At 40.9% G+C, this 13506-nt stretch carries 9 protein-coding genes; 6 read left to right on the forward strand and 3 right to left on the reverse strand.

The genetic code is table 11. The features are described 5' to 3' along the window. Positions 1–216 precede the first annotated feature (216 nt). Positions 217–459 carry a hypothetical protein gene (locus tag CXF83_RS12475; RefSeq protein WP_101090217.1) on the forward strand — a complete coding sequence of 81 codons (243 nt, stop codon included), beginning with the start codon at positions 217–219 and terminating at the stop codon, positions 457–459. Positions 460–512: 53 nt separating this feature from the next. On the opposite strand, the gene CXF83_RS12480 is transcribed toward CXF83_RS12475, so the two are convergent. From CXF83_RS12480 to CXF83_RS12490, 3 genes are all read right to left on the reverse strand, one after another. Further along, entirely contained in the window at positions 513–1112 is a 600-nt protein-coding gene (locus tag CXF83_RS12480) for a response regulator transcription factor (protein WP_101090216.1), read from the reverse strand. Then, positions 1105–2886: a sensor histidine kinase gene (locus CXF83_RS12485; protein WP_232775100.1), complete on the reverse strand. Its 1782-nt coding sequence runs from the start codon at positions 2884–2886 to the stop codon at positions 1105–1107. Before CXF83_RS12485 ends, CXF83_RS12480 begins: the two co-directional genes overlap by 8 nt. A 230-nt stretch (positions 2887–3116) precedes the next feature. After that, the gene (locus CXF83_RS12490) at positions 3117–4289 is read right to left on the reverse strand and encodes an FAD:protein FMN transferase (RefSeq protein WP_101090214.1); all 1173 of its coding nucleotides are present in this window, start codon (positions 4287–4289) and stop codon (positions 3117–3119) included. Between the two features lie 196 nt (positions 4290–4485). Between CXF83_RS12490 and CXF83_RS12495 the strand changes: the two genes are divergently transcribed. From CXF83_RS12495 to CXF83_RS12515, 5 genes are all read left to right on the forward strand, one after another. Next, entirely contained in the window at positions 4486–5829 is a 1344-nt protein-coding gene (locus CXF83_RS12495; protein WP_101090213.1) for an FMN-binding protein, read from the forward strand. 83 nt (positions 5830–5912) lie between these two features. After that, on the forward strand, positions 5913–6953 hold the full coding sequence (locus tag CXF83_RS12500; RefSeq protein WP_101090212.1) for a porin: 1041 nt from the start codon (positions 5913–5915) through the stop codon (positions 6951–6953). Positions 6954–7363: 410 nt separating this feature from the next. After that, positions 7364–8098 carry an RluA family pseudouridine synthase gene (locus CXF83_RS12505; RefSeq protein ID WP_101090211.1) on the forward strand — a complete coding sequence of 245 codons (735 nt, stop codon included), beginning with the start codon at positions 7364–7366 and terminating at the stop codon, positions 8096–8098. 342 nt (positions 8099–8440) lie between these two features. Then, complete coding sequence (locus tag CXF83_RS12510; protein WP_374702368.1) at positions 8441–11020, forward strand: M1 family metallopeptidase; 2580 nt, start codon at positions 8441–8443, stop codon at positions 11018–11020. Between the two features lie 397 nt (positions 11021–11417). Beyond that, on the forward strand, positions 11418–13418 hold the full coding sequence (locus CXF83_RS12515) for a bifunctional metallophosphatase/5'-nucleotidase (RefSeq protein ID WP_101090210.1): 2001 nt from the start codon (positions 11418–11420) through the stop codon (positions 13416–13418). The last annotated feature ends 88 nt before the right edge of the window (positions 13419–13506 follow it).

Consider the following 13506-nt stretch of genomic DNA (forward strand, 5'->3'; position numbering starts at 1 on the left):
TGTAGGCCGAAGCTAGAGCAGATTGAATTGCTGAAAAGTGTCAAAAGTAGATTGAAGTCGTTGCTAACGGTAAACAGTGAGCTGGACATTGAACTAAGAACTGAACTAAGAATTGGACTGAAAACAGTGACCAGGATTCATTTGTAAGCGAGTTGCAATTAAATGGAGATCCGTTAACCTTAAATGAAGCCCAATAGACAGGAGGCCTTACTCAGTATGAATACACCTTATTACCAGCAGAGCTATGGCTTAAAAGGGCATAACGTAAAAGCTTATTGCTTTACTTTAATGCTGTCGATTTTTGGTTTATTGTTCACCGCACTCAATGCACCTAGTGATCATGGCCCCATCTTGGCTAAAAGCCGCTACAGTGCTGGATTAGTCTGCCAAGTTAAAGGTTGGGAATTTTGTGCTACATGGGCAAATTCTATCCGCGGTCCAGGGAGTCGCATTGCATAGCTAAGTGTTGTTCTCTCACGCAAGGACAACTGTTAACTTTGATTTTTGAGGTTCTAATCAATATTTTTCCCCATTAAAAATGCCAGTTCCGCGACATTGCTGACCTGCATTTTTTGCATGACTTTTTGGCGATGTAACTCTAGAGTGCGTTGGGCAACATTAAGTTCAGCAGCAATGACTTTATTCAGTTTCCCTTCCAACACCTTTTCCATCACTTCCCGTTCTCGTGGGGTTAGTGTTACGAGCTTATTGGCTAGCGCTTGCCGTGTCGCTTTACGGAGCATGTTTTGTTCCGTCTGTGCGCTCGCTTGTTCGAGCAGTAACACCAGCTTGTCACCGTCTACTGGTTTTTCCAAAAAATCGAGCGCGCCTTTTTGAATGGCTTGTACTGCCATTGCAATATTGCCGTGACCGCTTAACATAATAACGGTAATAGGGCTGCCGGCCTTTGTCATATGATTCAATAACGCGCTGCCATCCATTCCTGGCATTTGCACATCTAAAATCGCGATAGCGCTTTGTTGCAGATCAACTGCTTGTAGAAAACTATCTGCCGATAAAAAGCCTTTTGGTTGATAACCCAGCCCGGTTAGCATCCAGGTTAATGAGTCCAATACAGCTTGATCGTCGTCGACAAGGTACAGGTTATTCATTAGAAGCCTCCTTCGTGGGTAAGATTATTGTTATGGTTAAACCAGACGCGCTATTATCTGTCTCTTTATGGGGATTATTGTGTGCTCTAATCTCGCCATGGTGCTCTTCAATGATGCGCTTACAGATTATCATGCCAAGGCCTAAGCCATTTTCTTTTGATGTCTCAAAGGGGAAGAACAAACGTTCTAAGGCGCTCTCAGTGAGCCCGCTGCCCTTATCTTTGAAATCAATTTGTGCATACTGCTCGTTTTTAGTCAGTGAAATAATCAATTGGGGTGAACTGACACCTTCCATTGCATCCAATGCATTGCGGATAATATTAACAAAAACTTGTTGTAGCAGACTTGGATCGGCATTAAGAGAGACTTGCTCTGCATTTAACTCTGGAGCAATTTGCATCCTGCCAAACTCTGCAGCCATTAAACTTAAAGTTTCATCCAAGATCTGATTGAGACTGCAATGGCTCATGACACTGGGCTGTTGGCAGAAATGCCTAAATCGTTTAATGGTCGATTGCGCTCGATCGACCTGCTGTATCGCCTTTGTCATCGCTTCTTTCAAATCGACTTGTTCATCGGATAAACGATAAATACAACCCTGTGTTAAATAGCGGATCCCCGCTAAGGGTTGGGTTAACTCGTGAGCGATACCTGACGCCATCTCTCCGGTTAACAGTACTCGCTGAGCCTTGTAGAACTGTTTTGTTTGTTCTAATAACGCTTTTTGGGTTTGAGTATGCTGCTGAGTTTCAGCTTGTAGATCTTGGGTGCGTAAAACGACCAGACGTTTTACCCGTAAATGGTGGATGTAACCCAACAAAAGGAAAATAGCTGCAAAACATGCCCAGGGTAGTGCGCTTTTAAATATCGAGGTCCAGTTGGTGACAAATGGCCATCGCTGTAACTGTTTTAATAATTTAAACACCTCACTATCATTGACGGTTGCAGACCAGGAATCATAACGGCCTTGAATTGCTGCGGAGTCTTCGGCATGAATCGATAGTAAGGAGCGAATGACATTAGTTGCTAAGCGGTGGTCTGTTTTACCTAATTTTGAAAAAGAGTAGTAAGGATACAGCTCGCTTGAACGTTGGCAGTTAAAACCTGAGGGTTGCTTAGGTAGAACAATATGTAAGCTATCGGGAGCTATCTCACCGGTACTGATAGCATTCTCAAGGACGCAGGTTGGTAAAATGGCGATATCGGCTTCGCCGTTAACAACTAATGTGAGTAATTTTTTCTGTGGGAATCCAACAAACTTAAGCTGCTTAAAGTCACTGAAAGGGTTGAGGCCATTATGTGCCATCTCTCCGGCAAAAATTTGAAAACCACCAAACGCTTGTTTATCACTTGAGACTGCATTCAACTGTTTTAAATCGTTGAAGCTAGTGACCTTTAAGCTCGAACGAGTAATTAATGCTGAGCCAACGGAGTAGTTTGGGTCTTTGTTACCTAAAGGGATGAGTGTCAGTATGCTACTACTGCCAAAATCCTTCTTGTAGCTCACCCCTGTTAAGGCATTGGTGATTAAAAAATCTAACTTGCCTTCGGCAACGCTACGATCAAGTTGACTGGGCGTTAAGGCCATCAGTTTAAAGGACTTCTTAAGGTCTTGTTCTAACTTATCTATCGTTGGCTGCCAACGTTGCTTGACCTTATCAGGATGCGTGAAGGTCAATACACCGACACGAACCGGATCGGTATTATCGGCGTAGCTACAGTATGAAAGCACTATAGTACTTAAGATGATGAGTTGGCGAAGCTTGGCTATCATTATTTAGTTCAACAAAGAGACACCTGAGTATTATGACGCCATTATCATAAAATGTACTGATAAACAGCGACACGAAGAGAAATAAATCACAGTTTCCTTTATATTGCGGAAAACCACTACAGCATTTATAAATAACCTCATTTATAATATATGAGCGATGTGCCTTTGTTTTAATAAACGTTATCGTCTAGAAATATATGGTAGTAAATAATTATTTTATTAATGTCAGTCTAAAATGACTTTCTGTATTTATTAAACTGATCAGATTCCACTTTATCTCCTTGTACATTCAAATACCAAACTGATTCTACATCCTCATTTTTATTAGCATAGGCAAGCGCTTCTTTTAAAGGCATTAAGAATAGAGCAGTAGAAATCACATCCGCGAAAAGTTGGTTATTATTGACCACTATCGTTGTCGATATCCCTGTGCTTTTAGGATACAATGTTTTTGGGTTGATAATATGATGGTATTCTTTACCTTTGACTCGGTAGTAGCGTAAATAATTGCCACTCGAGACAATGGCTAAATCTTTACCTGTCACCACTTCATGATATTGGTCTTCAAAGCTCTGGCACTGTTCAAGAGTATTATTGTATTTTTTGCAAATAGGATTTTCGACTGCAGTGGTAAAATCTCGGCCCTCAGGGTGAACGCCGTAATGCCGTATATTACCCCCTGCATTTATCATGAAGTTCTCAACACCGTCCGCTTTTAACTGCCTATAAACCATTTCAGCCATCCAGCCTTTCGCGATCCCACCAAGATCGATACTCATGCCTGCTTTCATCTGTATGGTGTTGTTGGTAAGATCTAAGTCTATGTCTTTAATATTAATCAATCGCTTAACCTTGGCTAGCTCAGCTTCAGTAGGAATACTGCAGCGGTCTTGGAGCTTACGTTCACCCTTACATTTGGCCCGATACCCGCGCCAGATATCGATGACAGGCGATAGGGCGATGTTAAAGTAGCCATTGGTTTTATCATGCCAATCAATACTCGCCTGGATCAGTTCAGTCAACTTTGGATCTATTTTATGTTTTTTATCAGGTTGATTATTGATGCTTTTAATATTGGTGACATGGGGGTAAGTGCTGTAGTTTGATGCGAGATAATGATATTCCTGAATAACATGTAGTGCGTTACATAATGCAATTCCTATACCTGTATTGTTATTATCATATATATCAATACTGATGGAAGTGCCAAAGTATTTAAGCGTGGTGAGATTACTGCTGACAGTATTATGAGTTATTAATGCATTTCCTTCACACCGATAAGGTTCTCCCTTGGTGTCGACTTTAATAACCTTAAAGTCTGGTGCTACTGGTTGCGTAATGACATTTGCATAGTTATAACTAGAAAAAAACAATAGCGTTAATATAGGAAGTGATATTTTCACAATATGGCCTAGGTATGTTGATTGGCTATAATAAGTATCATAACAAGTAATTTAAAATTAAAAAAATAGTTTGTTTATGTTAACCCGATCAAATAAATAAGCATCAACTCATCACATTGCGGTTTTCCGCAATTGTGTAGAAATTTAAAACTTATATTCTGGCCTCAATGAAATAACACATCTAAAGGCTGACAGAATGAAAAGCTTAAACATCTTTAATAAAACATTAGTAAGTAGCGCTGTACTATTCGCCACGATGACGCTTGCAGGTTGTGCTGGCAGCGTCGATCACGGCAAATACGCCGATGGCGTTCATGATGTATCTGCTAAAGGTAAGAAAAGTCTTATTACCTTAACCGTTGAGATTAAGAACGGTAATATTGTTGATATTAAAACAAAATCCCAAAAAGAAACGGAATCTCTCTATCTCAATGCAGAGCGTTTATTAGCGAAAGTTGTCGCGAATAACGGCCATGAAGGCATTGATGCCGTTTCCGGAGCGACTTACTCTTCTAACGGGATCTTAAAAGCCATTAACAGCCTTCCGAGAGCGGACGGTAGTCAGCCTGAATATGTTGCCGTCGGTTCTAAAGAAGAATCTGGAGACGATAATTTTAAACTTAAATGGTCTATTCAGCCTCAATTGGGTTTATTGAAAGGGGATTATTACTTCCAAGAAGCCCGCTTTCGTCAAGGTCATATGGGCAGTGTTGCTATCGTCACTGACAGCAATAATGCTGACAATGTGATTTTTGCCGAATTTAATGAGAGTGGTCGCCCAAATTATTACACTCGTCTTTACCAAAATGTGCCTAAGCGTATGTCTGAATACAACTTCTCAATGGGTAAAAAGAAAGGGACTGCTTGGGTACAGTCTGCGTTGACCATGGAAAAGCTCATGGTAGAGCAGGACAAGTTAACCTTCGAGCTAAACCCCGATTTTGATCCTGCTTTAGGCAATAAGTTGAAAGAGCCGAATCGATTAAAATATGCCGGTATCGATATTGTTGCGGGTGCCTCTAACAGTGTTCAACAGTCTATGGTGCCGCTTACGGCTAAAATCCATGCGCAGATTAATGGCGAGGGCACGAATGAGCTGTTTTACCAGAACGCAGAAAAGTTACTCGATGCTAAAGGCAAATGGACCGGTGTGACCGCCGTTTTACGCCTAGTGGTTAATCGCGACAGCAAGCAAATTACTAAAGCCCATTATGACGAAATCTTCGCTGATGAAAAGACTCAGATAAAAGATGCTTCGTTAAAGAAATTCTACCGCCAGTCAAAATATGAATCGATTAACTATGTGGAACCCGCACGTATCGGTTTTAACGTCATGTTCGATGCGTTAAATGTCCACCTTCAGCAAGGCGGCTCTCTATTCTCAATCAATGATTTACCAGCAACTGGCGATACCGGTAGCTACGCAGCAACGGGCTTTACCAAGCGCTCAGATTCTTGGGATCTCTATTTACATCAAGCTGACATTTTGTATCGCCAGATGCGTCAAGACGGCGTAATCGTAGCACACAATAAAATCTAAACTTGCGGTGAAAAAGACTCCTAACCGCCTTAGAGCTGGGGAGTCATCTTCGTTTTAAACCAATAATAATGTTAAGAGATATGATGATGAAAACAGTTCAATTGACTTTACTTGCCGCGGCAATTCTAGCTTCACCCGCTGTTATGGCCGATGCCTACAAATTTTATGGCCGTATCGATTACTCGATTACAAACTCTGACAGTGGTAGTGCGACTCATAGCGGTAAAAGTGGCACCATTCTGGAAAACAACTGGAGTCGATTAGGCGTTAAGGGCAACGCGGCGCTAAATGATGATTTTACGGTATTTTATCAAATCGAAGTGGGCGTAAATGGTGCCAGCGAAGGTAAGCAAAATAATCCATTTTCGGCGCGTCCTACATTCTTAGGCATAAAGCATTCTACAGTCGGTCAACTTGCTGCAGGTCGTATCGATCCAGTGTTTAAAATGGCTAAGGGTACCGCTGATGCAATGGACATGTATTCACTAAAGCATGACCGTTTGTTTGCCGGTGATAAGCGTTGGGGTGATTCTCTAGAATATAAAACCGTTAAATGGAACAAATTACAATTTGGCGCCAGCTATATTCTAGAAGATAACTATTACGCCGAAGACGATGTTCATCGTGATAACGGTAACTACCAAGTCGCAGTGACTTACGGTGACAAACTGTTTAAAAGCGGTGATTTTTATCTCGCCGCTGCTTACACTGATGGCGTTGAAGACATCAAAGGTTTTCGCGCGGTTGCGCAGTATAAGTATGGTAACTTAAAACTGGGCTCTATCTACCAGAGTGCCAAAATCGTTAACCCTAACTTAGATAACTGGCAGCAACGTGATGGCGATGGTTTTATCATCAGTGCTAAGTATCAAATTGATAAACTCACGTTAAAAGCGCAGTACGGTCAGGATGACTCGGGTACGGGCAAAATTGCTGGCCGAGTTTACGATCAATACGGCGCCGCGGCCACTGACGTACCAGAAGTATCACAATGGGCCATTGGTGCCGAGTACCGTTTATCAAAGTCGACGCGAGTGCATACCGAACTGGGTCAGTTTGATGTGAAACAATATTCTGATTTTGATGACACTATTATTAGTGTTGGTTTTAGAATCGATTTCTAACATCGATTTAAATGTCTAATCCCAGAGAGCGTGCAAAGCAGCGCGCTCTTTATCTCATTTACACCACAGCCTTAACTCACCTTTCTCAAATACTGCCACTGTAGGGGGATTTTGACTAGGATAGCCACACTACATTGACATTAATCATCAATCTTTAAGCGTTAATGTGACTCATTATTCGATTAAATGAAAAAATCCTCGGGGTTATATTTTAATAAGTGAGTATAAATTCAATAATATGACTAGAGTGAGTCTGCGCTACTCTTTGCCCTCAATACTGTGATTACTTAGCCAAGGTAAGTTGCGCCACGATAAGAGTCGTTATCGGTCGGCATTTTCTCAATCCCCAATAGAGCTAAGTCTGGTAAACTCCTGCATCAGTAATCGTTATAACGCCACAGGAATGTTATATGCCGCCATCGGCTGATGATTTTATTGCACCTCCTTGTTTTGAAGATATTTCAATTATCTATCAAGATGAAAATCTATTATTGATCAATAAACCCTCCGGCCTTTTATCCTTGTCGGGTAAACACCCCGCAAACTGGGATTCTGTACATTACCGTCTCGTTAAAGATTATCCAGATTGTACGCTAGTGCATCGACTCGATTTGGGAACCTCTGGGGTTATGGTGGTGGCGAAGAACAAAACGATTAATGCCGCCTTGTGTAAACAATTTAGTGAGCGCAACGTGCTTAAGCGGTACACCGCATTATTGTTGGGTGACTTACCAAATGACGAGGGTGAGATAGCACTGCCGATAGCGAAGGATAAGCCCAACTTTCCGTTAATGAAGATTTGTGAGAAAGAGGGCAAACCAGCCCTTTCAATATATAAAGTCTTGTCTCGAGAACATTTTGTTGCTGCTCCTTTAGGCAATGCAGCCACAACAGATAACACCCAGAAGACGGCGGCCATTGCGACAGTAGTGACCAGAGTAGAGCTAACACCCGAGACGGGTCGCACCCATCAATTGCGGATCCATAGTCAGCAAATTGGCCATCCTATTATTGGCTGCGATCTATATGGTACAAGTGACTCTTATAAGATGGCGTCGAGATTAATGCTGCATGCCACTCGTTTAGAGTTTGATCACCCTGTGACAGGATTGCGCGTACTCGGCTTTAGCCCTTGTCCTTTCTAGTGCGCGAATGCATCTAGACACCTTTGATGCAGTTTCATGTATCGTTATCAAAAACCGTCCTGCTTGGATACATTCAAGCCGCGTTAGCCAAATATATTGTTACTTATACCGCGATTTCTATTGGTACATGAGGCAATTCATTGGCGTGCTTTAAATGTATTAGCATTAGAACGGCAATGAATTGTTACAACAAGGTGGCCTTTCAGTTCTCTATCGACTGCCGTTACCGTTAAAGTTTTGTTATCTTATAGCGGTAAAGGACGCGAGGTAAATGCCCGTCCTTAATCGATTAAATTGTAGCAATAGATCAATCTATTGGAATACTGGATAACAGGGAATCATATGTATCGAATAGTTACGGCTTCTTTAGTCACGCTGACATGTGCAACTAGCTTTAATGTGCTCGCCAATGAGTATGTACTGAGCAAAGTTGCCAAGCCTATAACGCAAAGTGTTAAGCTGAATTTAGATCCAGCAAAGGATAGTTTTTCAGGTAGTACTTCAATAAAGCTTGAAGTGACGGAGGCCACTAAGCAATTACAATTAAATGGCTTGGAATACAATACCAGCAATATAGTGTTAAATGGCAGCAAAGATTGCCAAATGAAAGCGACAATGCAATCGACTGGTGTGGTGTTGTTTGATTGCCCCCATATCATTGAGCCTGGCCAATATACGTTATCGATGGACTTTACTGCGCCTTATAACAGGCAATCAGTCGGCCTCTACAAGACCATTGATGCAGGCCAACCCTATCTATTTACTCAGTTTGAAATGAGTGATGCTCGCCGCGCATTTCCAAGCTTCGATGAACCTGCATATAAGATCCCTTTTCAAGTAACGATTACCGCTCCAAGCACTGAGAAGGTGTATAGCAATACTCCAGAAGTGTCAGTGACAGATAAAAATGGCGCAACAACTCATGTCTTTAAGCAAACTAAACCATTGCCATCATACTTAGTGGCTTTTGCAGTCGGTCAATTTGAAGAGATAGCGGTTAAAGGCATGAAAGTGCCCGGTAGAGTCATTACGACTAAAGGCAAGATTGAGCTAGCGCACTACGCAGCCAAGAAAATGCCTGAAGTACTTTCAGCGTTAGAAGCCTATTTTGGTGTTGACTATCCTTATGAAAAATTAGATACCATTGCGGTGCCAGAATTTCCTTTTGGTGCGATGGAAAATGCTGGGTTAGTGACGTATAGAGAAGATATTCTTTTAGTTGATGAAAAAACGGCGAGCCAAAATAGTAAAGAGCGCGCCGTGTCTATTATTGCTCATGAGCTAGCACACCAATGGTACGGTAACTTAGTGACGATGCAATGGTGGAATGACCTCTGGTTAAATGAAGCATTTGCAAGTTGGATGGCATCAAAAATCACTCATCAGCTCCATCCTGAATTTGAATCTGACCTGTCACTTTCAAAAAACTATGTAATGGCAATGGATGCAAGAGTCTCAACTAAACCGATTCGAAAGCCGATCAAGACCGAAGCCGATATCATGGATGGCTTAGGCTTAGCTTATAGTAAAGGAGAAGCCGTACTTGCTATGGTTGAAAACTATATTGGTGAAGATGAGTTTAAGGCCGGGATCCGTCAATATATTAAAGATAATGCCTTTAAAAATACTCAAGCGGATGATCTATGGAGCGCGCTGTCAAAATCATCAGGTAAAGATGTTGGCTCTGTACTCAGTACTTTCATCGAGCAATCTTCTTACCCGTTGGTAAAAGTGTCGCTTGTGGGTAATAAGTTAACATTAAAACAAAGCCGCTTTGTTTCCGCAGGCACTAAAGCTGACCCGCAATCTTGGACCGTGCCGGTATCGATTAAATATGGTAAAGGCGCCGAGGTTTCACAACAAACAATTTTGTTAAGCGGTGACACACAAACGGTTGAGCTCGCGTATACCCCAGAGTGGATCTATCCAGATTCTGACGCTATGGGTTACTACCGTTGGTTGTTAGACGAAACAGAAATGGCAGCACTTTTGCAGAATGCCCAAGCTCATTTAACGCCACGTGAACGTAAAGCACTAATTTCTTCTGCTGATGCCTTACTCGACGGTGGATTTATTTCAGGTGGTGAATTGCTTAATATTTTGGGTGAGTTCATTGCTGACCCACATCCAGAAATAGTATCGACTGCACTCGGTTATTTGCAATCACAGAAACGTACTTTTATTGATGAGAGTAATCAACAGCAGTGGGCCAAGTTTATTGCGAAACGTGCTAATAGTGCGATAGAAAAGTATGGAGTTGAAGCCAAACCCGGTGAAAGTCCAGCAATCAGTAAGCTGCGTCCAACATTGATTAACTTGTTAGCATTTGAAGCGAAAGATAATGCGATTATTGCGACAGCAACAAAAGAAGCAAAATCTTACATTGCTGGAAATAATGACGTTGATCCATACTTGATTGGTAACTATCTTACTATTGCAGTTTATTACGGTGATGCTAAATTATTGTCACTGGTTAAGAGTGAGTTTGAGACCACTAAAGATCCTCAAAAGCGTACTCGATTAATGTCAGCACTAGGATATGCACCTACTGATAAACTGCAAACAGAAGTGTTAGCTTATACATTAACAGATAAAATTAATGCGCCAGACTTGAGATATATTTTATCAGGTCAAACTTATACTGACGTGCGTAAGCAAAGGTTCAGAGATTGGGTTTATGCCAATTATGAGACCATAAAGGAAAAGCTGCCTCCGTTTGCGGTGGCGAGTATTCCTTATTATACGGGTAGCGGTTGTGATATTACTGCACTTGACACTACGGTGCAGTTTTTCACCCCTAAAATGGAACAAACTCCAGAGTATGCTCGAACGTTAGCCAAGCTGGATGAGAGTGTACGAAACTGTGTTAGTTTGAAAAAACGTGAACAAGCCAGTGTAGAAGACTACTTAAGTCGCTACTAATCTGAGTTGATTTAATATAAAGCCAGTCTTCGTACTGGCTTTTTTTAACTTCAAATATCATTAAATCAATCAAAATAAACTATTTTCACTTTTATTCACGCTACAATATGACAACCATCAAGGAGCGTAAATAATACGTTTAGGTAACCATTAGTTGGGCGATAAATTAATATTCAAAATGTTAATCGGATTTTGTATTTAGCAAGTGCCTGTTCAATCATCTTCAATGTAACAATACCTTTTTTATTTATTTCTCTCAATTTGACGTATCCAAATCACCTGTAGATTTGTAACTAACTTGTTGTATTTGTTCGATTTACAATCTATTAACGCTGGTGGTTTATTTTATTATCTTCTGTTATTTTGTCGTCGGGTCCTTTACAAAGAAGAAATAAAAATGAAACTACAAAAGACTGTATTAGCTGTAGCCCTATTGGCTGCATTATCAGCCTGCTCAAATGATGATGACAATAACCAAATTACTGATGGCTTTAACTTAACCATTGCTCATGTTAATGATACTCATTCAAATTTTGATCCTGTGAAGTCTAGTTTTACCATGGGTAAAGACGGAGAAATTGTATTTAATGAGTTTGGTGGTTATCCAAGAATACTTGAAGCTGCAAATGAAATTAAAGAAGATGCTACTGATGCAAACCAACCTCTACTTTTTTTACATGGCGGTGATGCATGGCAGGGAACAGCTTACTTCAAACTCAATGAAGGCACGGCAAACGCAGATCTATTATCACGAATGGGACTAGATGCTATGGCACTAGGTAACCACGAATTCGATTTAGATACGGCGAAACTGGCTAGTTTTATCGATAGTGTTAACTTCCCTCTACTTGCAAATAATATAGACACAGGTCTAGACGCTAACCTTAGTGGTTCTACAAATCTAAAACCTTATCAACTGTTTGCATTTGATGGAGTGTTGAAACGTAAAATAACTGAAGTTTCTGATGCTAAAGAGAATGAGCAAATCGTAGCTGTGATTGGTGTCGTCTTAGAAGATATGCCCACTATTGCAACAGGGACTGGCGATGTTAAATTTGAAAGCGAAATAGTATTAACTCAAATAACAGTCAATAGTCTTAAAGCCCAAGGGGTTAATAAGATTGTAGTTCTATCTCATATTGGTAATGCACGAGACATCGTACTAGCGGAAGGCACTACCGATATTGATGTTATTGTAGGTGGACATTCCCATACCTTACTCGGTGATTTTACTGAACTTGGTCAGGGCGATAATGGGATCTATGCTCAATTAGTAAATCAAAAAGATGAAGTTGGAAAAACCTGTATTGTTCAAGCCGGTAAATATGCGGAAGCAATAGGTCAAGTTGATATTAAATTTAACAATGAAGGTGATCTTCTGTCATGTGTAGGGCAGAACACACTGTTGACTAATGAAACCTTTTATCGTGATGGCAAGCGTGAACCTAGCGACCTATTAACTGGCGCTGAGCATGAAAAGGTTGAAGCCTTTATTGATAATAATAATCTTATTGATGACGTCGATGAGAATGATGCCATGCGGGTGCATATAGATGCTATTTATAAACCTGCTTTAGAAAAAGCTTATGGCGATGTGATTGCTAATACTCCAACCGATATTAATCATGAACGTCGACCAGGTGATGCTGGTACTGACGAACATGGATCTGACGTTGCACCATTAATTGCTCAAGGCATGGTGTTTTGGGCAAATCAAGAAAGTGTAAATTCAGTTATTGGAAAGAAAGTTCAAATTGGTCTTGTAGGTGCTGGTGGTGTGAGAACTGATATCACATCAGGTGATTTCAGAGAAGGAAACGCGAGCCTAGAGCTATTGCCTTTCTCAAACTATCTATCCGTTTTGACTATTAATGGCACAACGCTTAAAAATCTACTAACGACAACCATTAACGATACACTTCCACAAGGCAGTCACGCAGGTAAGTTTCCGTATGTTGGCGGAATGCGCTATACATTTACCGAAGATAATAAGAACGTCAGCGGTAGTATCACTGCAATTGAAGTTAATACTGGCACCGAAACTGAACCTAAGTGGGCTGCTGTAACTGGCGATGCTGAATATGTTGTGATCGTTAATAATTATAATGCTAGCGGTAATGATGGTTGGAATGCGTTAGGGAATGCGCAGCTGTCTGCGACTGATCGTGTTGACCTGGTTAAAACACCCAATGGATACCGTGCTTATGAAGTTGACCATTTAACTTTCAATGCCGATAAGAATACATATAGTGTCGTTTACGCAGGAGACGTTCCTAGTTGTGATGATGGTGGTGTTGATATTTGTAATACTGATGCCTTATCTTTTATCGATTATGCCAAAGATAAAGTGGTATTAAAAAGCCTTCCATTTGAAACTACGACTGTTATTTACAAATAGTCAGTAACTTAGAAATATTGTATTAAGAAGGGCATCTAAATAGATGCCCTTTATTTTTATAGGTTTACGTCAGTTACTATTTTTATAG

The organism is Shewanella sp. Choline-02u-19, from assembly GCF_002836205.1.
GTDB lineage: Bacteria > Pseudomonadota > Gammaproteobacteria > Enterobacterales > Shewanellaceae > Shewanella.

Excerpts from the sequence above, each read along its gene's own strand:
- CXF83_RS12475 (WP_101090217.1), top strand. The coding sequence starts at position 217 with ATGAATACACCTTATTACCAGCAGAGCTATGGCTTAAAAGGGCATAAC.
- CXF83_RS12480 (WP_101090216.1), bottom strand. The coding sequence starts at position 1,112 with ATGAATAACCTGTACCTTGTCGACGACGATCAAGCTGTATTGGACTCA.
- CXF83_RS12485 (WP_232775100.1), bottom strand. The coding sequence starts at position 2,886 with ATGATAGCCAAGCTTCGCCAACTCATCATCTTAAGTACTATAGTGCTT.
- CXF83_RS12495 (WP_101090213.1), top strand. The coding sequence starts at position 4,486 with ATGAAAAGCTTAAACATCTTTAATAAAACATTAGTAAGTAGCGCTGTA.
- CXF83_RS12500 (WP_101090212.1), top strand. The coding sequence starts at position 5,913 with ATGATGAAAACAGTTCAATTGACTTTACTTGCCGCGGCAATTCTAGCT.
- CXF83_RS12505 (WP_101090211.1), top strand. The coding sequence starts at position 7,364 with ATGCCGCCATCGGCTGATGATTTTATTGCACCTCCTTGTTTTGAAGAT.
- CXF83_RS12510 (WP_374702368.1), top strand. The coding sequence starts at position 8,441 with ATGTATCGAATAGTTACGGCTTCTTTAGTCACGCTGACATGTGCAACT.
- CXF83_RS12515 (WP_101090210.1), top strand. The coding sequence starts at position 11,418 with ATGAAACTACAAAAGACTGTATTAGCTGTAGCCCTATTGGCTGCATTA.